The sequence below is a fragment of the uncultured Mailhella sp. genome, assembly GCF_947631555.1.
Lineage (GTDB): Bacteria > Desulfobacterota > Desulfovibrionia > Desulfovibrionales > Desulfovibrionaceae > Mailhella.
This window is the reverse complement of the sequence record NZ_CANRLT010000034.1, coordinates 1-23,840: the sequence shown is the minus strand read 5'-3', so window position 1 is coordinate 23,840 and position 23,840 is coordinate 1. Positions and strand designations below refer to the sequence as shown.

At 63.8% G+C, this 23,840-nt stretch carries 19 protein-coding genes and 1 tRNA gene; 1 reads left to right on the top strand and 19 read right to left on the bottom strand.

Annotation, left to right across the window (positions count from 1 at the left end):
* Positions 1-211: 211 nt before the first annotated feature.
* From Q0Z94_RS06345 to Q0Z94_RS06255, 19 genes are all read right to left on the bottom strand, one after another.
* Positions 212-934: an ABC transporter ATP-binding protein gene (locus tag Q0Z94_RS06345; protein ID WP_298068176.1), complete on the bottom strand. Its 723-nt coding sequence runs from the start codon at positions 932-934 to the stop codon at positions 212-214.
* Complete coding sequence (locus Q0Z94_RS06340; protein WP_298068175.1) at positions 921-1,706, bottom strand: ABC transporter ATP-binding protein; 786 nt, start codon at positions 1,704-1,706, stop codon at positions 921-923. Before Q0Z94_RS06340 ends, Q0Z94_RS06345 begins: the two co-directional genes overlap by 14 nt.
* Positions 1,703-2,812 carry a branched-chain amino acid ABC transporter permease gene (locus Q0Z94_RS06335; protein ID WP_298068174.1) on the bottom strand — a complete coding sequence of 370 codons (1,110 nt, stop codon included), beginning with the start codon at positions 2,810-2,812 and terminating at the stop codon, positions 1,703-1,705. The genes Q0Z94_RS06340 and Q0Z94_RS06335 overlap by 4 nt, the downstream gene beginning before the upstream one ends.
* Positions 2,812-3,705: a branched-chain amino acid ABC transporter permease gene (locus Q0Z94_RS06330; RefSeq protein ID WP_298068173.1), complete on the bottom strand. Its 894-nt coding sequence runs from the start codon at positions 3,703-3,705 to the stop codon at positions 2,812-2,814. The genes Q0Z94_RS06335 and Q0Z94_RS06330 overlap by 1 nt, the downstream gene beginning before the upstream one ends.
* 117 nt (positions 3,706-3,822) lie before the next feature.
* Positions 3,823-4,965 (bottom strand): ABC transporter substrate-binding protein, encoded by a 1,143-nt coding sequence (locus Q0Z94_RS06325; protein ID WP_298068172.1) that lies wholly within the window; start codon positions 4,963-4,965, stop codon positions 3,823-3,825.
* A 508-nt stretch (positions 4,966-5,473) separates the two neighbouring features.
* Positions 5,474-6,916 carry an RNA polymerase factor sigma-54 gene (gene rpoN / locus Q0Z94_RS06320; protein WP_298068171.1) on the bottom strand — a complete coding sequence of 481 codons (1,443 nt, stop codon included), beginning with the start codon at positions 6,914-6,916 and terminating at the stop codon, positions 5,474-5,476.
* Positions 6,917-6,941: 25 nt separating this feature from the next.
* Positions 6,942-8,294 carry a phosphoglucosamine mutase gene (glmM, locus tag Q0Z94_RS06315; protein ID WP_298068170.1) on the bottom strand — a complete coding sequence of 451 codons (1,353 nt, stop codon included), beginning with the start codon at positions 8,292-8,294 and terminating at the stop codon, positions 6,942-6,944.
* The gene (locus Q0Z94_RS06310) at positions 8,291-9,481 is read right to left on the bottom strand and encodes a CdaR family protein (RefSeq protein ID WP_298068169.1); all 1,191 of its coding nucleotides are present in this window, start codon (positions 9,479-9,481) and stop codon (positions 8,291-8,293) included. The genes glmM and Q0Z94_RS06310 overlap by 4 nt, the downstream gene beginning before the upstream one ends.
* Positions 9,465-10,214: a diadenylate cyclase CdaA gene (cdaA, locus tag Q0Z94_RS06305; RefSeq protein WP_298068168.1), complete on the bottom strand. Its 750-nt coding sequence runs from the start codon at positions 10,212-10,214 to the stop codon at positions 9,465-9,467. The genes Q0Z94_RS06310 and cdaA overlap by 17 nt, the downstream gene beginning before the upstream one ends.
* Before the next feature lies 1 nt (position 10,215).
* Complete coding sequence (folP, locus tag Q0Z94_RS06300) at positions 10,216-11,121, bottom strand: dihydropteroate synthase (protein WP_298068167.1); 906 nt, start codon at positions 11,119-11,121, stop codon at positions 10,216-10,218.
* Positions 11,118-13,220, bottom strand: coding sequence for an ATP-dependent zinc metalloprotease FtsH (ftsH, locus tag Q0Z94_RS06295; protein ID WP_298068166.1), 2,103 nt, complete (start codon positions 13,218-13,220; stop codon positions 11,118-11,120). The genes folP and ftsH overlap by 4 nt, the downstream gene beginning before the upstream one ends.
* 308 nt (positions 13,221-13,528) lie before the next feature.
* A complete protein-coding gene (locus Q0Z94_RS06290; protein ID WP_298068165.1) occupies positions 13,529-14,125 on the bottom strand; it encodes a PqiC family protein in 597 nt (198 codons plus the stop codon).
* On the bottom strand, positions 14,122-15,123 hold the full coding sequence (locus tag Q0Z94_RS06285; RefSeq protein ID WP_298068164.1) for an MlaD family protein: 1,002 nt from the start codon (positions 15,121-15,123) through the stop codon (positions 14,122-14,124). Before Q0Z94_RS06285 ends, Q0Z94_RS06290 begins: the two co-directional genes overlap by 4 nt.
* Complete coding sequence (locus tag Q0Z94_RS06280; RefSeq protein WP_298068177.1) at positions 15,120-15,884, bottom strand: ATP-binding cassette domain-containing protein; 765 nt, start codon at positions 15,882-15,884, stop codon at positions 15,120-15,122. Before Q0Z94_RS06280 ends, Q0Z94_RS06285 begins: the two co-directional genes overlap by 4 nt.
* 29 nt (positions 15,885-15,913) lie before the next feature.
* The gene (locus Q0Z94_RS06275; RefSeq protein WP_298068163.1) at positions 15,914-17,050 is read right to left on the bottom strand and encodes an ABC transporter permease; all 1,137 of its coding nucleotides are present in this window, start codon (positions 17,048-17,050) and stop codon (positions 15,914-15,916) included.
* Between the two features lie 9 nt (positions 17,051-17,059).
* On the bottom strand, positions 17,060-18,052 hold the full coding sequence (trpS, locus tag Q0Z94_RS06270) for a tryptophan--tRNA ligase (protein WP_298068162.1): 993 nt from the start codon (positions 18,050-18,052) through the stop codon (positions 17,060-17,062).
* Positions 18,053-18,086: 34 nt separating this feature from the next.
* Positions 18,087-18,755 (bottom strand): site-2 protease family protein, encoded by a 669-nt coding sequence (locus tag Q0Z94_RS06265; RefSeq protein WP_298068161.1) that lies wholly within the window; start codon positions 18,753-18,755, stop codon positions 18,087-18,089.
* Positions 18,756-19,053: 298 nt separating this feature from the next.
* Positions 19,054-19,148 (bottom strand) — tRNA-Ser (locus Q0Z94_RS06260).
* Positions 19,149-19,228: 80 nt separating this feature from the next.
* Positions 19,229-19,987, bottom strand: a complete 759-nt coding sequence (locus Q0Z94_RS06255; RefSeq protein WP_298068160.1) for a hypothetical protein — start codon at positions 19,985-19,987, stop codon at positions 19,229-19,231.
* 248 nt (positions 19,988-20,235) lie between these two features.
* Here Q0Z94_RS06255 and mfd point away from each other — a divergent pair, with 248 nt between their 5' ends.
* Positions 20,236-23,706, top strand: coding sequence for a transcription-repair coupling factor (gene mfd / locus Q0Z94_RS06250; protein ID WP_298068159.1), 3,471 nt, complete (start codon positions 20,236-20,238; stop codon positions 23,704-23,706).
* Positions 23,707-23,840 lie beyond the last annotated feature (134 nt).

Sequence of the window (23,840 nt, the reverse complement as noted above, 5' to 3'; positions counted from 1 at the left end):
ACGACCCCGCGCCGGCTGGAAAGCCGGCATGGAGGCGGGCGAGGAGCGGAAGTAAGGACACGCGGAGCGCGGCCGAGGGCAGCGAAGCTGCACGAGGCGCGATCCCGTCAGACGTGGCCGAAGGGTGTCTTTGCCGAACTGGAAGTTCGGCGTTCTTCGCGCATTTTCGATAGAAAATGCAAGATGCCTTTCCTGCCTTTTCTTCCTCTCTCTACCCGCCGAGGTAGGCTTCGCGGACTTTGGGGTTATGGAGCATTTCCTTGCCCGGGCCCTGGAGGACGACGCTGCCGACTTCGAGGATATAGGCGTAGTCGGCGATGGAGAGGGCGGCGAAGGCATTTTGTTCCACGAGGAGGACGGTTTTTCCGTCTTCGTTGATCCTGCGGATGATGTCGAAGATTTCCTTGACCAGGATGGGAGCCAGGCCGAGGGAGGGTTCATCGAGCATGATGAGGTCGGGCTGGCTCATGAGGGCGCGGCCCACGGCGAGCATTTGCTGTTCGCCGCCGGAGAGGGTGCCGCCTTTTTGCCAGTGGCGTTCCTTGAGGCGGGGGAAGAGGCGGTAGACGCGTTCCTTGTCGTTTTCGATGCCGTCGCGGTCGCTGCGGCACCAGGCGCCGAGTTCGAGGTTTTCGGCCACGGTGAGGTGGGGAAGTATGCGCCGTCCTTCGGGACTGAGGGCTATGCCGTTGCGCACCATGTCTTCGGCGGGCTTGCCGATGAGTTCGACGGCCGGGTGGCCTTCCCTGCGGGTAAGGCTGATACTGCCCTTGACATCGCGGACGAGTCCCGCGATGGAGCGGATGATGCTGCTCTTGCCCGCGCCGTTGGCCCCGATGAGGGTGACGATACTGCCGCGGGGGATGTTCAGGGACACGCCCTTGACGGCGTGGATACCGCCGTAGTGTACATGGAGGTCGTTAATCTGCAGCATTGTTCACATCCTCGCCCAGATAGGCTTCAATGACGCGGGGGTTGGAGCGGATGGCCGCGGCGTCGCCTTCGGCGATGAGCTTGCCGTATTCCAGCACCCAGATGTGTTCGCACACGCCCATGACCACCTTCATATCGTGTTCGATGAGCAGGATCGTCAGGTCGAATTCATCGCGGATCTGACGGATGAAGTTCATGAGTTCGAGACTTTCCTGGGGGTTCATGCCTGCTGCGGGTTCATCGAGGAGCAGAAATTCCGGCTCCGTGGCGAGGGCGCGGGCGATTTCGAGGCGGCGCTGCGCTCCGTAGGGCAGGGAGGAAGCCTTTTCGCCGCTGTAGGCCGAAAGGCCGATGCGGTCGAGAAGCTGTTCCGCCTTGGCGCGGATGTCTCTTTCCTCCTGGCGCGCACCGGAGAGCCCGAGCACGGTTTCCCACCAGCGGTGAGTACGGCGCACATGGCGGCCGATCATGACGTTTTCCAGTGCCGTTTCGTTGTAGAAGAGGCGGATGTTCTGGAAGGTCCGGGCCAGCCCGAGGGAGCAGATTTCATGGGTTTTCAGTCCGGTGATGTCTCTGTCCTTGAAGCGCACATGGCCTTCCGTGGGCTTGTAGAAGCCGGTGATGACGTTGAAGACCGTGGTTTTGCCCGCGCCGTTAGGCCCGATAAGTCCGGCGATGCCGCGTTCCGGCAGGGCCATGTTCAGGTTTTCGATGGCGGTGACGCCGCCGAAGCGCATGGTCACTTCCCTGAGTTCAACGAGGTTCCTGCTCATGCCTTGTCCTCCTTGCTCTGGCCCAGACTGGAGAACCAGCGTCCGATGCTGTTCCAGGTGATTTCCCTCATGCCCATGATGCCTTCGCGGCGGTAGAGGATGATGATGAGCAGGCAGACCGAGAAGACCACCATGCGCATACCGGGAATGCCGGGGATGTGGATGAAGCCCAGGTCGAGAGGCTCTTCCACCACGCGCAGCCATTCCAGCAGCACGGTGATGATGACGCTGCCGATGATGGAGCCGGTGATGGAGCCGAGGCCGCCCGCCACAACGATCATGAGGATGTTGTAGGTGAGCAGGAAGGTGAACATTTTCGGGTCGATGGTGGTGAGCAGGTTGCCGAGCAGTGCGCCGCCCGCTCCGGCGAGGAAGGCGCCGAGGCAGAAGGAGAACAGCTTGGCGTGGAAGACGTTGATGCCCATGACCTGCGCGGCGATTTCGTCATCGCGCACGGCCTTGAGCACGTTGCCGAAGTTGCTGTTCAGGAGCCGCACGGTGCAGAAGATGACGATGATGAGCCAGGTGAAGCTGGTGAACAGGTCCGTGTAGCAGGGAATGCCCTTGATGCCCAGGGAGCCGTTGGTGATGGGCGTGGCGTTCACGATGAGCACACGGATGATTTCGGAGAAGCCGAGGGTGGCGATGCCCAGGTAGTCGCCGCCGAGCCGCAGCACGGGGATGCCGATGAACAGGGCGAAGATAGTGGCGACAACACCGCCCAGAATGACGGAGAACCAGAAGGGCGTATGCAGAGCGGCGAGCGGCGGCAGGATCTCGTCGATGATCCACATGATTTCCTTCTGTTCGGGCGAGAGTACGCAGAGGGCGGAGACGTAGGCACCGATGGCCATGAAGCCGGCGTGTCCCAGGGAGAACATGCCTGTGAAGCCGTAGATGATGTTCAGGGAGATGGCGAGTATGCCGTACACGGCCACCAGATTGAGGATCTGGATTTCGTAGCCGTTGAGGGGCGAGGGCAGGAAGGACCAGGACAGGGCGCCGGCCATGCTGCCGTCGGCCCACCAGAGGAAGAGGTAGAGGACGGCGAGAGCCAGGGCCGTGAGGGCCGCATCGCGTTTGTTGAAGGCAGGCTTGGCGTTCATCAGATTTTTTCCTCCTGCTTTTCACCGAAGAGGCCGGTGGGCTTCACGAGGAGTACGACAACAAGCAGGATGAAGGCGAAGGCGTCGCGGTAGCCCGAGAGTTCGGGGAAGAAGGCCACGGTCATGATCTCGATGAAGCCGAGGATCAGGCCGCCGACCACGGCCCCCTGGATGGAACCGATGCCGCCGAAGACCGCGGCGATGAAGGCCTTGAAGCCGGGGAACACGCCCATGTAGGGATTGATCTGCGGGTAGCGCAGCGCCCACATGATGCCCGAAGCCGCGGCCAGCGCGGAACCGATGGCAAAGGTGAGGGCGATGATCTTGTCCACGGACACGCCCAGCATACGGGTGGTTTCGATGTCCTTGGAGATGGCCTGCATGGCGAGGCCGGGCTTGGTGTGGTAGACCACATAGAGCAGCGCGGCCACGAGCACGGCGGTGACGCCGGGCACGAGGAGGGTGAGGGGCATGAGGCGCGCGCCGCCGATGGTGATGATGCTCACCAGCCATTCGGGCTGATGCACGGGGCGGGGCAGACCGGTGAAGACCACCACGGCCAGACTTTCCAGGAAGAAGGACACGGCGATGGCGCTGATGAGCGCGGAGATGCGGGGGGCGGAGCGCAGGGGCCGGTAGGCGATCTTGTCCATGAGCACGCCGAGGAGCGCGGAACCCAGGATGGCGACGACCACGGCGACGGGCCAGGGCAGGCAGAACAGCGTCGTGCCGTAAAAGACAAAGTAGGCGCCGAGCATGAGAATATCGCCGTGCGCGAAGTTGATCAGCCTGAGTATGCCGTAGACCATGGTGTAGCCGATGGCGATCAGCCCGTAGAGCGAACCCAGGGTCAGGGCATTGAAGAAATGCTGGAGAAAGAGTTCCAGAGTCATACGCAGAACCTTGGCGGAGCGGGGACGAGCCTTACCGCAGGGGCGCCCGAAGGCGGTTAAACAAGTCCGGGACCGGAGGGGCGGGCCTCCGGTCGCGGAAGAAGGGATCAGAAAGGGCTATTCGGCGATGGCTTCGCCGATGTACTGGCGCTTTCCGTCCTTGTACTGGATGATGCCGACGGGCAGTTCGGCGTCATGGGTGGCGTTGATGCTGAGGGAACCCAGCGGCGTGGGCAGATCCTTGGTTTCGGCGAGGGCCTTGGTGATGGCCGCGGGATCATCGGAGCCGGCGCGGGTGATGGCGTCGAGAATGAGGTTGTAGCAGACGTAGCCGAGGGCGGAGTTCACGTTGGGATCCTGAGTGGGGAAGGTGGCCTTCCAGTCGGCGGTGAACGCCTTGGCAGCTTCGCTCATGTTGGGCATGGCCACGTCATAGGGGAAGGTGGTGTGCAGGAAGCCTTCCACGGCCTTGCCGCCGATCTTGAGGGTGTCGGGGTTATCCATGGCGTCGGCGCCCATCATGGTGAAGGTGCCGCCGAGTTCTCTGGCCTGCTTCATGATGATGGCGCCTTCGGCGAAGTAGGCGGGCATGAACACGATGTCGGGCTTCTTGTTGATGATTTCGGTGAGCTGGGCGGTGAAGTCCTGATCGCCGGAGTTGTATTTGAGGTCGGCCACGATCTCGCCGCCGAGCTTCTTGTAGGAGCGCTTGAAGAAGCTGCACAGGCCCACGGAATAGTCGTTGGCCACGTCCATGAGGATGGCGGCCTTCTTCATGCCCAGATTCTTGAAGGCGTAGGCAGCGGCGGCCGCGCCCTGATAGGGATCGATGAAGCAGGCGCGGAAGTAATACTTCTTGCCCTGCGTGACCAGCGGGTTGGTGCAGGACGTGCCCACGCCCGGGACGCCGGCCTTTTCGCCCACTTCGCCGCCGGCCATGGCCAGGGAGGACCCGTAGGTGCCGATGTAGACGGAGACCTTGTCGCGCTCGATGAGGCGTTTCACGGCGTTGGCGGCCTCGACCTTATCGGACTTGTTGTCCACCACGACGAGTTCCACGTCGCGGCCGAGGACGGTGGGATGAGCCTGATGAGCCAGCTTGACGCCGTTCAGCTCAAGCTGTCCGCCGAAGGCGTTCTGGCCGGTGAGGGGCAGATAGACGCCGATTTTGACGGGTTCGGCGGCAAGGGCGGACGGCGCGGCCAGACCGAGGGCTGCGACGGCGAGGGCTAGGGATGCGAGCGCATGGGAAACTTTCATGACGGATTATCCTCCAGATCACAGAAATTGACGTTCCAGGGAATGATTCCCCACCCATCCTATAAAAAGTCAGGCCATTGCGCAATCATGGAGGCGCGGAAAGTCGGTTTTTTCTGGAGGACTGAGGAAGAGGCGGCGCGGCAGGGGCGGACGCAGGAAGACACCGGTACGGCAGGACAGAAAAACAGCGGAAACAGAGCGAAGGGAAAGGGGCGGGGCTGCGGTTTTGCGCGGAAACGCCGTTCTTGAAAAAGGATTTCAACGAGCTTCTGCTTTCGGCAAAGACTGCGGACGCGAGGAAGCGGGAAGGGAAAGGCGTGGATGAGGGAAGGGGAGAGACAAATACGGGAAAACGAGGCAGACGGCTGGGAACCGAAGAGACGGGCCGCGGCAGGACAGAAAAACAGCGGAAACAGGGCGAAGGGAAAGGGATGGAGCTGCGGTTTTGCGCGGAAGGAACACTCTTGAAAAAGGATTTCAATGAGCTTCTACGAGCGGCAAAACTGGTTTACAGGTGCTTCCGGCGTCTTGAGGAGGAGGGAATGCCCTGTTCCTCACGGTACTTGGCCACGGTGCGCCGGGCGATCCTGAGGCCGAGGCTGTCCTTGAGCCTCGCGCTCAGTTCCTCGTCGGACAGAGGTCTGGCACTGTCTTCCTTTTCTATGAGGGCACGGATGTGCGCCTTCACGCTTTCCGAACCCAGCTGATCGCCGTTCTTCGCGGAAACACCGCTGTTGAAAAAGTATTTCAATTCAAAAATGCCGTACTCGGTGCCCACATATTTATTGGTGGTGATGCGGCTGATGCTGGACTCACTGCGTCCGATGTCCTGGGCAATATCCTTGAGAACCAGGGGCTTGAGCTTGTACACGCCTTCTTCGAAAAATTCCCGCTGATGCCGTACCAGACTTTCCGTCACCTGATAGAGGGTGCGGCGGCGTTCCTCAAGGCTGCGCATCATCCACACGGCAGAGCGCAGGCGGTCGGCAAGGTATTCCTTTTCCGCATCCGAACGCTGATTCTGCCGTGTGGAAAGTTCCTCGGCCATGGGCGAAATTCTGAGGGCGGGCAGGTCTTCATCGTTCATCACCACCACAAAGTCGCCGCTCACGCGGTAGACAAAGACGTCGGGCTGGATGAAGGCCGTGGGATCCGCGGCCAGACTTCCGCCCGGGCGCGGTTCCAGGCTCTGGATGATGGCGAGGTATTCCTTCAGCGTCTCCATGTCGATGCGGAAAAGGCGGGCAAGGGGCTTGTAGCGCTGTTTTTCCAGGTCTTCCAGGTGGTTTTCCACCAGATTGACGAGAATGGGGTCGCGGTCGTCCCTGCGGGCGCGCAGCTGGATGAGCAGGCATTCCGAGAGCGTGCGCGCGGCCACGCCCACGGGGTCGAAGTTCTGGATGGCGTGCAGCACCGGCGGGACTTCCGCTTCATCCACGTCCGCGAGGCGGGCAATTTCGGCGTCGGAGGCCGTGAGATATCCGGAGTCGTCGAGATTGCCGATGATGCATTCCCCGATGCATTTTTGTCTTTTGCTGAGGGAGGAGAGCAAGAGCTGCCCCATGAGGTGCGCTTCCAGACCGGGTTCGGCGGCGTGGCAGGTTTCCAGCGGGTTGCCGTCCTCTTCGGCGGATTCGTATTCCTGCTGTGCCGTGCGGGACTGGCTGGAAAATTCTCCGAGATAGGCTTCCCAGTCCGCATTTTCCACCAGTTCATCTCGGGGGTAGGCCGACTCCTGCTGTTCGTTTTCCGAGGGGGGACGTATCTCCTGCGCCGCGGTGTCGTTTTCGCTCTCCCGTTCTTCAAGGAAGGGATTTTCCAGAAGTTCCTGGCGCACGGCCTCCACGAGTTCCTGCCGGGAAAAGAGCAGCAGATTGATGGCCTGCTTCAGCATGGGCGTCATGCGAAGCTGCTGGTTCAGCCTGATCTGCTGTTTGATCTCGAAAGCCATGATGCGCCCCTTCTGTTTCCTGCGTTCAGCGCAGTTCCCGGGCGGCCGTGTCCGCGATTTCCCGCGCGGCCCTGCGGACAAACTCCTCGTCTTCGCCCTCCACCATGACGCGGCACAGGTTTTCCGTGCCGGAGTAGCGGAGCAGGACGCGGCCGCGTTCGCCAAGGGTATCTTCCGTGGCTTTTTTGATCTCCATGAGCTTTTCGCACTGCTCGAAGGGCGTCTTGCGGGTCACGCGCACATTGACCAGCACCTGCGGATAGGGCTTGAGGCGGCCGGCCAGTTCGGAGAGCGGGCGGCCGGTCTCGCGCATGATGCGCAGGAGCTGAAGGGCGGCCAGCAGGCCGTCGCCCGTGGTGCTGTAGTCGCGGAAGATGAGATGTCCGGACTGTTCTCCGCCCAGGGAGGCATCGTGCCGGCGCATGGACTCGATGACGTAGCGGTCGCCCACATCGGTGCGCAGGAGCCGGCCGCCGCGTTCCTTCATGAACGCTTCAAGAGCCATATTGCTCATCACCGTGCCCACGAGGAGATTGTTGCGCAGACGCCCCTTCTTCATGAGGTCTTCGGCGCACACGGCGAGTATCTGGTCGCCGTCGAGCAGACGCCCCTTTTCATCGCAGACAATGAGCCTGTCGGCATCGCCGTCCAGGGCGAGACCAACGTCGGCGCGTACCTCGCGCACACGGGCCTTCATGGATTCGGGATGCAGAGAACCGCACTGGTAGTTGATGTTCAGGCCGTCGGGAGACGTGCCCAGACGAAAGACTTCCGCACCCAGTTCTTCCAGGGCCAGGGGGGCGACCTTGTAGTTCGCTCCGTTTGCGCAGTCTATGACCACGCGCAGGCCGTCCAGCTTGAGTTCCTGCGGGAAGCTGCTCTTAAGGTAGACGATGTAGCGGCCCGAAGCGTCCACAATGCGGTAGGCACGGCCCACCTTTTCGGGAACGGGATAGTCCCAGACGTGTTCCCTGTCCAGAATGAGCGCGGACATGCGGTCTTCCATCTCATCGGGCAGCTTGAAGCCCTCCTTGTCGAAAAACTTGATGCCGTTGTCGTGGAAGGGATTGTGCGAGGCGGAGATGACCACGCCGAAATCCGCGCGCATGTTCCGTGTGAGAAAGGCTATGGCCGGAGTGGGCAGCGGACCCACCTGATAGACGTCCATACCCATGGCGCACAGGCCGGCGGTGAGCGCCGATTCGAACATGTAGCCGGAAAGCCGCGTGTCCTTGCCGATGATCACCTTGCGGCGGCATTCATCGGAGCGGAACACCGTGCCTGCGGCCAGCCCCAGACGCAGAGCCATGTCCGGGGTGAGGGGATAGGTATTCACGCGGCCGCGCAGTCCGTCCGTTCCAAAGAGGCGTTCGTTCATGGCTTGTCCTGTTCGTTTTCGTCCCCTGAGGGAGTTTGGCTGGAGCTGTCCGTTACTGCGGGCGCCAAGAGAGACGGCTCAAGGCTGGGCGCTGACGGCACGGGCTGAAATTTGAGTTCGCCGGGCTGAGGCAGGAGCGTCTGCGGCAGACCAAGCTCGTCCAGGGAAAAGTTCAGAGGCAGCGGCGCGCTGGGGAGGCGGAGGCTGGACGCGGGCATACGCAGGACGTAGTTCGAATCTGCGGCCTGGCGCGATTCTTCCTCTTCCTCCCGAAGCGTCAGCGTCACCTTGACAGGTTCCACGCTGATCAGTCTTGAGCCTGAGGGCAGAAGAACAATGAGGGAAACCTCCGTGGGCTTGCCGGGTTCGAGATCTGTCTGCGGCCGGGCCTGAACGTGGACGGCGTTCAGATATTCCCTGTCCTGTGCCATGGCTTCGGGCACGGCAAGAGAGACTTCCGCCTCTGCGGGAGCGGCTTCCACATTGCCGAGAGCTTCACTGAGTTCGACATGGCGTTCGAGCTGGATGTCCGCGGTTTTCGGCTCCATGGTGTAGCGCAGGGTGGTGACGGGCGGTGTGACTTCCACCTGCGCGGGAGCCATGATGGCCACGTTGGCTTCGTGCAGGCCCTCGCTGGCGTTCTTGGTGGGATCGTAGAGCACGGAGAGACGCTTCAGCGGATTGACCTGGGATTCCGGGCCGCGCACCGTCACCACGGAAGGTTCGAGCACCGTGTTGATAATGAGGTAGGGTGACGCCGCGGGCAGAGGCAGCAGGTGGTGCTCCAGCGGCACGACCCGCTCCGTGAGGGCGTCTACTTCCAGCACCAGCCGGCTGGGCGCCACTTCGAGAATTTCAAAGGCCTTGAAGTCCGGGATGCTGCTGAGGTGCAGGGGAACGGAATTGGCCCCGCGCTTCACGCCCGAGAGATCGACCGTGAACACGATGTCCCGCGAGTGGAGGTTGCGCAGAAGTTCCGCCGAACCGCGCAGGTGTACGGTGAGCTGCGTGACGATGCCGTCCCGGATGACCAGTCCCTCCGGCAGACCGCGGTATTCCACGCGCACGGTCATCTGCGTCTCCACATGGTCGCGCCCAACCACAAAATACCACAGCCCCGTCGCAAGGACGAAGGAGAGCAGGGCAAAGAGCACGTTCTGCAGACGTGAACTACTGGCTGAGGGCATTGGTCAGTATCCGTTTCAGGCGTTCCTGGTTCAGGGGATTGGAGAGGCGCCCGTCCTGAGCTATGGTCACTTCTCCGCGTTCTTCGGAAACCACAATGGCCACGGCGTCGCTGGCTTCGGAAATGCCGAGGGCGGCGCGGTGCCTGGTCCCGAAGTGCTGGCGGGCAACGTTGGCCAGGGGCAGGACGCAGCCCGCGGCCTTGATGCGGTTGTCCCTGCCGATGATCACCGCGCCGTCGTGCAGGGCCGTGTTCGGGAAAAAGATGGTGGCGAGCAGATCCTGAGAGACCACGGCGTCAATGCCGACGCCTTTTTCCATCATGTCGCCCAGAGAAACGCTGCGCTCGATGACGATGATTGCGCCGATGTGCTTTGCGGCCAGGGCGGAGGCCGTTTCGCTGAGGGTGTCGATGATGCCGAGGCGCGTGTTCGAGTGCCGGCGGAAGAGCATACGCAGGTTCATGTTGGAGAGAGCCTGACGGATGTCCGTGTGGAAGAGGATGACCACCACGAGGAAGAGGGAGCTGAACACGTTCTGAAGCAGCCAGACCAGGGTGAACAGGCCGAGCATCTGTGCCGCCGCATACAGGGCCAGCAGCACGAAAAGCCCGTTCAGGGCGGCCACGGCGCGGGTGCCGCGCACAAAGCGGATGCCGTAGTAGCAGAGCGTGGACACGATGAGTATGTCCAGAAGATCCCGCCATCCGAACGTGAGCTGCCCCAGCGAAAACATTTCAGTTCCTCCAGGGGGTGAAATGTTCGGCCAGCACAAGGGCGCGGCGGGCCGCAGCCACATCGTGGACGCGGTGATGGCTCACGCCGCGGGCCGCAAGGAGTGCGGTGCAGACGCTGGTAGCCTCGCCGCGTTCGCCCGTCTCCAGCCCCAGCAGCGTTCCGAACAGGCTTTTTTGGGAGACGCCGAGGAGAACCGGCCGCCCCAGTGCCTGAAAGCGTTCCATGCCGGCAAGCAGGGAAGCGTTGTGCGCGGCTGTCTTGCCGAAGCCGATGCCCGGATCAAGGATGATGTTCTCTTCGGGAAGGCCCGCCCGTACCAGCGCAGCCATGGAGCTTTCAAAGAAGCGGGCCACCTCGTCCACCACGTTGGCGTACCTGGGATCGCGCTGCATGGTTCCCGGCGTTGTCCCGGGCAGGCAGTGCATGAGCACATAGCCCGGGCGGAAGGAGGACACGATTTCGCGCAGCCGCGGCTCCCAGGCGCAGCCGGAAATGTCGTTGATGATGTCCGCTCCCGCGTCAAGCGCGGCTTCGGCCACAGAGGCGCGCCAGGTGTCCACGGAAAGGAGTGTTTCCGCAGGAATGCCGGGATCCTCGCCCCGGCGTCCGGCAAGTTCCCGGACAAGGGGCAGCACGCGGCGGGCTTCTTCCTCCGCGGGCACATCCGCCGCGCCGGGGCGGGAGGACGCGCCGCCAAGATCAAGGATGCGCGCGCCGTCCGCAAGGAGTTTCACGGCATGGGCCAGGGCCTCGGCGCAGGTTTCGTGCCTGCCGCCGTCGAAAAAGGAATCGGGCGTGACGTTGACGATGCCCCACAGCGTGAAGCGTGAGGGCGTACCGCCCTGACGTTCAGGGGGCAGGGGCGTAAAGCCCCCGCGGCGCAGCGTCCAGACCGGATCCCTCATTCGCCGTCTCCGTTTTTTGTGCCGCCCTGCCTGTAAGAGCCGTGCTTCAGGGACGACTGCTGCAGGATGGTTGGTTGGTCTTCCGGAGCTGGAGCGGCGTTCCTCATGCCTTCTTTGGACGCGTCCGGCGCAGTGCCCGCGGCATTCTGCCCGTCGGAGGGAACGATCTCTGCGGGGGCGTCCTCAGAGACGTTTTCCCCTCCCCCGATCTCTTCCACCTGAAATTCCTCCTGGGTATTTTCCTCCTCCCCGACCTCTTCCACCTGAAATCCATCGCCGTCCTTTTCTCCCATGTGAAAGGGAGGCAGGGACTCGCCGCGCATGAGCATGTCGATGTCGTCGCCGCTGATGGTCTCGCGCTCGAGCAGGGCGCGGGCTATGGCGTGCAGGCTGTCCATGTGTTCCGTGAGCAGGGCGCGGCAGCGTTCACGGGCCTCGCCGATGAGGGCTTTAATCTCGGCGTCCACCATGCGCGCCATGTCGTCGCTCACGGCACTGGTGTGGCCCCATTCACGGCCGAGGAAGACTTCCTCTTCATGTTCGCCCACGGTCTGGGGTCCGATCTTCTCGCTCATGCCCCATTCGCAGACCATCTTCCGGGCCATCTTGGTGGCGCGGTCGATGTCGTTGCCTGCGCCGGTGGTGATGTCGCCGAAGATCAGCTCTTCGGCCACGCGGCCGCCCAGAAGCACCACGAGATTGTTGCACAGGAAGGTGCGGGAATAGCCGTGGCGGTCTTCGTTGGGAAGCTGCATGGTCACGCCCATGGCGCGGCCGCGGGGAATGATCGTCACCTTGTGGACGGGGTCGGCGCCGGGCAGCAGCTTGGCCGTGAGTGCGTGTCCGGCCTCGTGGTAGGCGGTGATCTTCTTCTCCTCATCGCTCAGGATGAGGCTGCGGCGTTCCTTGCCCATGAGCACCTTGTCCTTGGCGTATTCGAAGTCCGCCATGGTCAGGTTGTCACGGTTCAGCTTGGCGGCCTGAAGCGCGGCCTCGTTCACCAGATTTTCCAGGTCGGCGCCGGAGAAGCCGGGCGTGCCCTTGGCAAGTATGTCGATGTTCACATCCTTGGCCAGCGGCGTGCGCCGCGTGTGGACTTCAAGGATGCGTTCCCTGCCGCGCAGATCGGGCGTGGAGACCACCACCTGACGGTCGAAGCGTCCGGGGCGGAGCAGCGCCGGGTCGAGCACGTCCGGGCGGTTGGTGGCCGCGATGAGGATGACGCCCTCGTTGGATTCAAAGCCGTCCATCTCCACGAGGAGCTGGTTCAGCGTCTGTTCGCGCTCGTCGTGGCCGCCGCCCAGGCCGGCGCCGCGCTGACGGCCCACGGCGTCGATTTCATCGATGAAGATCAGGCAGGGGGCGTTCTTCTTGCCCTGAGCGAAGAGGTCGCGCACACGGGAAGCGCCCACACCCACGAACATTTCCACGAAGTCGGAACCGGAGATGGAGAAGAAGGGGACGCCGGCTTCCCCGGCCACGGCGCGGGCCAGCAGGGTTTTGCCGGTGCCGGGAGGCCCGACGAGCAGGACGCCCTTGGGGATGCGCCCGCCAAGGCGCGTGAATTTGCGGGGATTGGAAAGAAATTCAACGACTTCCGCAAGTTCTTCCTTGGCCTCGTCCACGCCGGCTACATCGGCAAAGGTGACGCGGTTCGTCTGATTCTGATCCTGCATCCGGGCGCGGGAACGGCCGAAGGTCATGGCCTTGCCGCCGCCTGCCTGCATCTGCCGGGCGAAGAAGACCCAGACGGCGATGAGCAGCAGCATGGGGAACCAGGAAATGAGCACGGACATGGCCAGAGGCGTTTCTTCCGGAGGTTCGGCCGTCACAACGACACCCTTGTCCAGCAGGCGCTGTATCATGTTGGCGTCATTGGGAGAGTAAGTCTGGTAGGAACGGCCGTCCATGGTGTGGACGCGGATGCTGCGCCCCTGGATGGAAACCTCGCGCACATCGCCGCTGTCTACCTGAGACAGAAAGGCGCTGTACGAAACGCCGTTCTGCTGGCTGGGCGTCTCGCTGAACATGCTGAACAGGGAGACCATGGCCACGGCGATGATGGCCCACAGAAGAAAGTTGCGTGAAAATTGATTCAAAGCTGCCTCCGGGCTGCTTGTGCTGACGTGTCAGGGCAGCGCAGGGCCGGCGCGCTCCGGCAGGAGGAAGAAGAAGGACGGTGCGGCCGTTTGCCCTGCGCTTTCTTATGTGTAATGCCTGCCGCCCGTTTTGGCAATGTCACAGGCCCGCTTTTTGGCGGCCGGAAAAAATTTTCGGCAAAAGCGCGGGATAAGGGCACGGCAGAAGACGGGCGCGGGCAAGGCCCGTGTGCCAGGGTGAGTGCAAGGCTCCTTGGGAGAAGACAGCCGCGGAAGGGGCAGGAAGGGCAACCGTCCGGGACAGAGCTTCAGCGCCGCCTGTCTTCGTCCGTTTCCGCGGGCAGGGCCGGGGGCAGAGCCTCTGCGAGAGCTGAGCCGAGCCGGAACACCAGCTTCGACTGGGCCTGGATCAGGCTTTCCGTGTCTTTTCCCGCGGCTTCCTCAAGGACGGTGCGGCCGCTGGCCAGAATCCTGCCGCGGCGCTGGAGCGTCCAGAGAGCGTCCAGCGTAGCCGAGCCGCCGGGCGTGCCGTCGAAGCGCAGCACTTCCACCACCAGCCGTTCTTCCGTGCGTGCTCCCGTGCGCAGGCTGACCGCGGGCCGTCCGTGGGCGGCGAGGCTTTCACAGAGCAGGCGGGACACGCCGAGACTGAGTTCTTCTCCCCAGCGCGAGAAGGCGTCCACATGGATGCCGACGCCGTTTGCGTCGCGGGTGACCAACTGGGGTTGGTCGAGGTAGCCGGGCATGGTCACGGGCAGGACGCCGAGGCGCGGGCCGGAGACTGCGGAAGACGCGGGCGCGGCCGGGCCGGAGAGCACATAGTAGCGGGGATTCGGGCCGGACGGGGCGCAGGCCGCAAGGCTCAGGGCAAGGGCGAGAGAGAGGAGCGGGGCGCGGGCTTTCATGGTTTGTCCCTCCCGAAGATGAGTGCGTCAGGTTTGAGTTCCAGCAGCACGGCGAGATTGTCCAGCGCCTGGGCTGCCTTGCGCAGGGCCTGCATGGTCTGGCTGAATTCCACCACGACGGCGGAATCCGCCCTGAACAGCGAGGAGGCGTTTCCGGCGCTTTCGCGCATGGCGGTCATGGTGCCGGCGGACACGTCCGTCAGCGCGTCGATGCGGGCGAGGGTGCGTTCGGCGCGGGTCAGGGTGCTGTGCAGATCGTCCTTTGCGGACAGGGCAAGCCCGGCGTAGGCGGAGAGGACGGCGTCCGTGCTTTCCTTGAGTCCGGCGAGTTCGCCGAGGCGCAGGCGGGCCTCATCGCTCAGGCTGCGTATGCTTTCCATGAGGCGGTTCACGTCCATGGCCTGGAGCTGCTTGCTCACGCTGCGGATGCTGCCCACCATGTCGTAGAGCACTTCCTGGATGGGGAGGCCTTCGAGGGTGTCCAGCGCGGCGTTCAGCGAGGAGAGCTGGGTGGGAATCTGGGGCGAACCGCGGTAGGGCTTGAGCGCGGCCAGATCCACGGGCGCGGCATTGGCCAGGATGTCCAGTTCCACGCAGAGCTGTCCGGTGAGGATGCTGGTCAGGCTGAGGCGGGCGCGCAGTCCCTTTTCGATGAGCCGGTAGATGGCCTCCGCGTTGTTGAAGACGTCCGTGTCCCTGCCGTCGGAAAGCGCAATGGCCTTGTCCTTTTCGATTTCGATGACCACGGGGGTGGCAAACTGCATGGTTTCGAGGTCGGGCCGGATCTGTATGCTCTTTACCGAACCCACGCGGATGCCCTTGAAGTACACGGGCGAGCCTTGGGTGAGTCCCTTGAGCGAGGTGTTGAAATAGAGGACGAAGGTCGGCTTCACGCCGCTGAGTACGCCGGAGCCGAGCAGAACAACAAAGACGGCGAGCAGGGCCACGGCTCCCAGTACAAAGGCTCCGATGAACGTCCTGGTGTTTTTTTCGGTCATGATGCGCTCCCGCGGCCTTTGCCGCGCGTCAGAAATTCCACGACTTCTTCCGGCCCGTGGCGAAGCAGGTCGTGCGGGTCGCCGCGGGCGGTCATGGTTTTGGTTTTGGCATCCAGAAACACGGAATTATTGGCGATGGCGAAGATGCTGGCCAGTTCGTGCGTGACCACGATCACGGTCATGCCCAGGGTGTCGCGGAGCTGGAGCAGAAGTTCGTCCAGCCTGGCGGCGCTCACGGGGTCGAGACCCGCCGAAGGCTCATCGAAGTACACGATTTCCGGGTCCAGTGCCAGAGCGCGGGCCAGTCCTGCGCGTTTCTTCATGCCGCCGCTGATCTCCGAGGGATAGAAGTCCTCGAAGCCCGCCAGCCCCACCTGCGCCAGCTTGAAGCGGGCGATGTCGCGGATGCTGGCAGGGGAAAGATCGGTGTAATATTCCAGCGGCAGGGCCACGTTTTCCGCCAGTGTGCGCGAACTCCACAGGGCGCCGCTCTGGAACATCACGCCCGTGCGCCGCATGACGGCGTCCCGTTCTGCGGAGTCTCCGCCCCAGAAGTCGCGGTTTCCGTAATACACCGTGCCTTGCGCGGGCGGGACAAGCCCCATGAGCACGCGCAGAAGCGAGCTTTTGCCGCAGCCCGAACCGCCCATGATGATGAAGATGTCGCCCTTGTGCACGGTAAAGTCCAGACCGCGCTGAATCACCCGTGTGCCGTAGGCCACGGTCACACCGGCGGCCGTGACCGCCGCATCCGGCGCAATCTGCGGGGCGTTCCGGCGTTCTGCAAGGCTCACAGGCCGATCTCCGTGAGGATGACGGTGATGATGGAGGTGGCCACGATGATGCCCACGATGGAATTGACCACCGCGGCGGTGGCGGCGCGGCCCACGGCGGCGGCGTTGCGTTCGCAGTTCATGCCCTCGTAGCATCCGGCGAAGGAGATGATGAAGCCGAAGACCAGCGCGTGGAACAGCCCGATCCACAGATAGCTGAGGCTGAGGAAGGAGAGGGCGTTCTCGATGTACACGGCCGGGGCGATGTCCAGCATGAGCGCGCCCACGAGAAAGCCGCCGCTTATGCCCGCAACATCGGCGTACACGGTGAGCAGGGGCGTCATGAGAACCATGCCCAGCACCCGCGGCAGGACGAGGAAGTCCACGGGGCGTATGCCGAAGCTCTGGAGCGCGTCCACTTCCTCGTTGACCTGCATACTGCCGATGACGGCGGCAAAGGAAGCGCCGGTGCGCCCGGCCAGCACTATGCCCGTGAGCACAGGACCCATGACGCGCACCATGGACACGCTGACCAGCGAGGCGACATAGACTTCCGCGCCGAAGAGCTTGAGCTGCATGGAGCTGACAAAGGCCAGGATGAGTCCGAGCAGCAGACTGGTAAGGGTGACAATGGGCAGGGCGTCCACGCCGCATTCGCGGAACACGGCCCAGACATCGCGGGAACTGACCGAAGCGCGCCCCGCAAGCAGCCGGGCCAGACTCTGGGTTATGGCACCGAGGAAGTCCAGAACGGCTGACGCAATTTTCGGCCAGGCCAGGGCCTTTTCGCCCACGGTTTCAAGGAAGCCCGGCTCTTCCGCCCGGCCTCCGGCGTTCTGCGGCGGCACGGCCAGCGCCATATCGAGGACGCGGCCCATGCCGTGAGGCAGACCGGAGGCGTCCACACTGAGCCCGCGGGCTTCGGCTTCCCGCGCCACGCTGAGCAGCCGCGCCAGCAGCAGGGGATCCCAGGCGTCCAGTCCGGGCGCAAGGAAGCGCACGGCGGTGAGGCCCGGGGCGTCCAGGGACTTCAGAACCTTCGCCGTGTTGCCGGCGCGGGCGCGGTCGGAAAGCGCGCCGCCCGTCCGGTTTTCCCCGGAGGCGCTGACGATGAGGACACCCTGTTCCGCTGCTATGGCGAAGGCTGGATCCACGGCTTCCGCCTAGTCCATGTGCATGGCGGCCCGCACCAGTCGCATGGTTTCGGACACCGAGGCCGCGGCTTTGTCCCCGCCCGCGGCGAGAACGTCGTCCACGAGGCCGGGCTGAGCCAGGATGGCTTCCCGGCGCTCGCGGATGGGGTTGAGGAATTTCTGGAGATTTTCGAGAAAGATCTTCTTGCAGGCCACGCAGCCCATGCCGGCGCTGGTGCAGGCGGCGCGGATTTCGGCCTGCGTCTCCTCATCGGCAAGGAGCTTGTGGTAGGGGAAGAGGTTGCACACATCGGGGTTGCCCGGGTCGCTCTTGCGCAGGCGGGCGGGGTCGGTGAACATGCCCCGGATCTTGGGAGTCAGTTCCTCCATCGTGTCGCGCAGGAAGATGCCGTTGCCGTAGCTCTTGGACATCTTGCGGCCGTCCAGCCCGGGGCAGCGGGCCGCGGGAGTGAGCTTGGCCTCGGGTTCGGGGAAGACTTCCACGCCGTACATGCCGTTGAAGCGGCGCACGATTTCGCGGGCCTGCTCAAGGTGCGGGAGCTGATCCTGCCCCCCGGGAACCCAGTGCGGCCGGTGCTGAATGATGTCCGCGGTCATGAGTACGGGATAGCCGAGGAAGCCGTAGTTGCCGAGATCCTTGTCCGTGATGTTCTGGAGCTGTTCCTTGTAGGTGGGGCAGCGCTCCAGCCAGCCAAGGGGCGTGATCATGGAGAGCAGCAGGTGCAGCTCCGCGGTTTCCCTGATATCGGACTGGCGGTAGATGGAGCATTTTTCCGGGTCAAGCCCGGTGGACATCCAGTCCACCACCATGTCGCGCACGAAGCCGGGCAGGGGCGCGGTGTCGGCGTAGTTGCTGGTCAGGGCGTGCCAGTCGGCCACGAAGAAGAAGCAGTCGCAGGTTTCCTGCATGGCCACCCAGTTCCTGAGTGCGCCGAAGTAGTGACCGATGTGCAGAGAGCCGGTGGGCCTCATGCCCGAGAGTGTACGTTCCTTCGCCTGCATGGGCGTTTCTCCTGAAGGTGGAAGGTGGGAAGTTTCAAATGCCAACGAGCCACAGCGCCGCCTGCCACGACCAGCGGATGAGCGGTGCGAGCACATGGCTCAGCGCGTCGCTGGCGATGAGCAGGATGAGCAGCAGGAAGCCGTAGCGCGAGAGGGATGCGTACTGCCGGTTGAGCGGGGAGGGCAGCAGGGCTTCCACGATGTGCCCGCCGTCCAGCGGGGGAATGGGCAGAAGGTTGAACCAGGCCAGGGTGAAATTTGCCGTGATCCCGATCTGGAACATCTGGAGGAAATATCTTCCCGCGGCGGTGCCGGAGAGTGTTTCCGGGGGCAGGAAGATCAGGAGCCGCAGACACAGGGCGAAGACGAGCGCCAGAGCGGCATTGGTGAGCGGCCCGGCGGCGGAGACGAGGAGCATGTCCCGGCGCGGATTGCGGAAATAGCGCGGGTTGACGGGAACGGGTTTGGCCCAGCCGAAGACAAAGGGCGAGAACAGGGCGGTGAACACGAACACCCCGATCCCCACGGGGGCGATGTGCGGCAGGGGATTCAGGGTCAGCCGGCCGGCCCTCATGGCCGTGGGGTCGCCGCTTTTCCAGGCCGCCCAGCCGTGCGCGACTTCGTGCAGCACGCTGCCGAGAAGTACGGGGAAGAAGGCCGCGGTAAAGCGCGAGACGCTTTCGGAAAGGGTAAACGTATCCATAGGCCTTGGGCTATCACAGATGGCCATGAACCGCAAGAAGGCATTGCCCTGGACCTTCGTCCGGCGGCGTAACCATGTTCACAGGCGGAGCCTGACGAACACGCCGCCACCGCTATCTGCCCGCTATCAGCGGCGCACGCGCCGCGCCTCCGGCGGCTAGGTACGGTCCCAACCACGCCCTGAAGGATTCTGTCTTCTTCCTGGCCGTGCCGCAGCGTGGCAGAGAACAACGTTTTTTCAAAAAAATAAGTCCGTTCAAGCGGTGACACACTCAAAAGGACTCAAAAAATTTTTCTTGTGGCGGAGAGAGAGGGATTTGAACCCTCGATACAGGTTTATGCCCGTATACTCGCTTAGCAGGCGAGCTCCTTCGGCCGGCTCGGACATCTCTCCGCAGTGCGTATGCACACGCCGGATATAGCTGTCTCAGGGCGCTTTGTCAAGCGTACTGTTCCCAAAAATCCGCACTGCCCTCAGTGCATGTACAGTGTGCTCAGGTCAATGGCTCCGTGGACGCTGTCGGCGTAGAAGGCCGTGCGCAGCCCGAAGACGCTGACAAAGGCCACCAGCGCCTGAACGTTCAGTGTAACGCGGCCCATGTGCGCGAGGCCGATGACCACGCCGCTGAAGATCACGCCCATCCAGTAAAGCTGGGTTTGCATCCAGAAGAAGGCGGAACGCCGCATGAAGGGATCGTCCCAGACGATGCACGGAGCGAGCGCCGTGAGGATGAGCATGAGCCACAGGCTGACGCGCAGAGGCAGGGCGAAGCGGCCGCAGCGCACGGCGGGGTCTTCCGGTTCGCCGAGGCGCACGAGCTGGGAGAAGGACGCGCCCAGCGCGATGGTGCAGAACAGGAACAGCGCGAAGGGAAAGACGCCGGAAACGCTCAGCAGGCTTCCGGGCACGGCGGCAAGGGCCTGGCTCAGCACGCAGATTGTCCCGGCGAGCAGGGCGACAAGGCCGCAGACTGGTTTGCGCACGGCGGCTGCCGCGCCCGCAAAAAGGAGCAGGCAGCCGGTCTGGGCGGTGAGCAGGGGTCCCTGGGCAAGGCCGCAGGCGTCCACGGCGCTGGCGATGAGCGCGGCGAGGGCGCAGACGGCGGCCAGCTTCCATGCCGCCCGGGTATGGCGCTCATGGTCGCGGGAGTCCTTCCACCAGGAGAACAGGGCCAGTCCCGTGGCAAGCTGGGAAAACACGGTAAAGATGACAAGTGACCATTGCGTGATCATGGCGAGCCTCTTGAAAAATGCGGATGCTGCACGGCGCGCAGGGGCGCTCTGTCATGAAAAGGATTTTTACCGCACCCGTCAAGCCTTTTCTTGCACCCCGGCCTGTGGGAAAGAGAGAAGAAACGGTAAACCGTCTTTCTGTTTTTCTTCTCTTTTCCGCGAGGCGCCCCGCTTGCAGGGGAGGGGCGTTGCTGGTAAAAGGAAGTGCCGCCGCGCAAGAGTCTCCGCCGCTGTGCGGCAGAAAGCCTATGGACAAAGACGTTATCCTGCATCGAATGGAAGAGGGCGCCCCCCTCCGCATCAGCCGTTCCGGCCCGGCGACGCTGGCCCGCCTTGCGGTGGAAGCCGTGCGCGGCGGACGGCGTGCGGCCATAGCCGTGCGCAGCCGGGACGCGCTTTCCGCCATGCGCGGACTGACCACACTCTTCACTCCGGAATGGTCTGTGGGGCGCCCCCAGGCCCCGCAGGGAGAGCGCGCCGCGGAAGTCCCGCTGTGGGAGCGGCCGTGGGTGTGCCTGCCGCCGTTCACGCCGCGCAGCCTGAACCGCGAGGGCTGGGCCGTGCGCATGGCCGTGCTGTACGCCCTGCGCCTTGGCACGGCCAAAGGGCTTATCTTCACGGCGGATAACCTTGTGCCGCGGCTTCCTCCGCCGGACATCCTGGATGGCCGGGAACTCACGGTGCGCCAGGGTGAGGAAATCTCCCCCGAACTTTTGCTGGATCAGCTCACGGAATGGGGCTACGAACGTGTGCCCCTGGTGGCCCGCGCCGGCGACATGGCCCGCCGCGGCGACATTTTCGACGTGCTCCCTCCCGGCTACGAACGCCCGCTGCGCCTGGAATTTTTCGGGGACACGGTGGACGGCATACGGGTCTTTGACTTCTCCACCCAGCGTTCCGCGGGGCAGCTCGAGGAAGTGACGCTTTTGCCCGTGACGCCGCTGCGTGCGGGCGCGGACTGGCTCAGGGGCGTGCGCCGTCACTGGCAGGAGCTGACCGCGCGCGGAGCACTGGCCGAGCTGTCCCGGACCTCGCTGGATCGCGCTCTGGAGCAGGGGGATTTCCGGCTTCTGCCGGGCTGCGTCCATGAGAACGCCGTCTCGCTGGAGGCCTGGCTTCCCGCGGACACCCTGTATTTTCTGCCCGGCGAAGGCGAACTGCGGGAAGCCCTTGATGAGAGCGAACGCGAGTGGCGCGGGCATCTGCGGAAGCAGTCGGAAGAGACCAGCCTGATCCAGCCCGCGCATCTGGCCGTGCGCGACGCCGGACGCGCCCTTTCCAGCCTCGAGGCACGGCCGCGGCTCTACGCCGAGCCTCTGCTCGTGGGCATGGAGAACCAGGGCGTGGACATGCAGGAACGCGCCTTCCACAGCTACCGCGACCTCTTCCCCGAAATTTCCGAGCAGGATCGCCCCTGGCAGCAGCTCGTGGCCGGCATACGGCGCTGGATGGCCGAACACCGGCAGGTGGTGCTGGCCTTCGCTTCCGAGCGCGGCCGCAGAAAATTTCTCAAGCTGGCCGAACAGGACGGGCTTCTGCCCTGCCTGCGCTACGATCCCGAAGGCCGCGGGCTGTTTGCGGTGGTGGCGCCCTTCCGTCAGGGCGCGGACATGGTCTGGGACGGCTGTCTGGTTCTGGGGGAAGAGCTGCTCCAGCCCCGCGCCGAGACTTCGCGCCGTGTGGCGTCCGGGGCCTTCCGCGGCATGGAGGACTACGCCGGCCTTCAGCCCGGCGATCTGCTGGTGCACCGCGATTACGGCGTGGGGCGCTTCGGCGGACTCAAACGTATGCGCCCCGGCGCCGAGGGTGTGGAAAACGACTATCTGCTGCTGGAATACGCGGAAGGCGCGCGGCTGTACCTGCCGGTAGACCGCCTGTCCGTGGTGCAGAAATTCAAGGGTGACGGACCGCCTCCGGCTCTTGACCGCCTGGGCGGCACGTCCTGGACCACCAGCCGCGAAAAGGCGCGCAAGGCCGTGGAGAAGGTGGCCGCCGACCTCATGCAGATGTACGCCTGGCGCAAGGTGGCCAAGGGCTTTTCCTATTCTCCCGTGGGCGAGATGTACCACGAATTTGAAGCCACCTTCGGCTTTGAGGAGACGCCGGATCAGGCCCGCGCCATTCAGGAAGTTCTCGCGGACATGGAAAAGCCCGTGCCCATGGACCGGCTCATCTGCGGAGATGTGGGCTTCGGCAAGACGGAAGTGGCCCTGCGCGCCGCCTTCCGCGCCGCCTGCGACGGCTGTCAGGTGGCGCTGCTCTGTCCCACCACGGTTCTTGCAGAGCAGCACTACCAGACCTTCCGTTCCCGGCTGGCGAGCTTTCCCGTCAACGTGGGCCTGCTCAGCCGCTTCGTGCCCAGAGCGCGCCAGAAGGAGACGCTGGAGGCGGCGGCCCGGGGGCAGATCGACATCCTCATCGGTACGCACCGCCTGCTGTCCAGGGACGTAAAGCTGCCCAATCTGGGGCTGCTCATTCTGGATGAAGAACAGCGCTTCGGCGTGCGGCACAAGGAAAAGCTCAAGGAGCTGAAGCGCAGTGTGGACGCCCTCACCCTCACGGCCACGCCCATACCGCGCACACTTCAGCTCTCCATGTCGGGCATACGGGATCTGTCCGTGCTGGAAACGGCGCCTGCTGACCGCAAGCCCGTGGCCACGGCCATCATCGACAGGGACCGCGGGGCGCTGCGCCAGATCATGGAGCGCGAGCTTGACCGCCAGGGGCAGGTCTTCTTCGTCCACAACCGTGTGCAGACGCTGTCCGGCACCAGAGACATGGTAAAGGAGCTGGTTCCCGCAGCCCGCGTGGGCATGGCGCATGGTCAGATGGCCGAAAAGGAACTTGAGGAGACCATGCACCGCTTCTGGCGCGGCGAGCTTGACATCCTCGTGTGTACGGCCATCGTGGAATCCGGCCTGGACTTTCCCCGTGCCAACACGCTCATCGTGGATCAGGCGCAGATGTTCGGACTGGGGCAGCTCTACCAGCTCCGGGGCAGGGTAGGGCGTTCGGACCGGCAGGCCTACGCCGTGTTCGTGGTCTCCGACGCGGAACATCTGCCCAAACTGGCCCGCGAACGCCTGAGCATCATTCTGGAAATGGACTACCTTGGCGCAGGCTTTCAGGTGGCCATGGAGGATCTGCGTCTGCGCGGGGCGGGCAATATCCTCGGCGAGGCGCAGTCCGGGCACATGGCCCGCGTGGGACTGGATCTTTATCTGGAGATGCTGGAAGAAGCCGTGGCCAAACTCAAGGGCGAGGAAGACCTGCTGCGCACGGACACCGAGATCAATCTCAACATTCCCGCCTACATTCCCGATACCTACATCGAGGACGCCCGCGAACGCCTGAAGTATTACAAAATGCTGACTTCCGCCACGGACGCCGCGGCCCGGGAAGCCGTGGAAATGGAACTGCGCGACCGTTTCGGCGCCTTTCCGGAAGTTCTGGAAACCTTTCTGGCCGTTCTCGCCTTTAAAAGCAGCGTGAACGCTCTCGGCGCAGCGCGGGCCGACATCGACGCCGGGCGTGTGCGCATCATCTGGGCCAAAGGGCAGAAGTGTGTGCAGCCGCAGGACATTGTGCGCCTGGTCATGGCACATCGGGAGCGCGTCAGGCTTCAGCCTCCGGCCACGCTGGAAGCGTCCCTGGACGAAACCCTTTCTCCTGCGGCACGCGTGGACGAGGTCCGCCGCCTGCTGGATACCCTGCGGTAAGGAAAGGCATCCGCATTTCCCCGCTCGCTTACCGCAAGGATGCTTGAGCGGGCAAAGCCCGATTGCGCGCGGCAAGCTCGCTATCAGCGGCGCACGCACCGCGCCGACTTACCCCGCTCCGGCGGTTAGGGAAG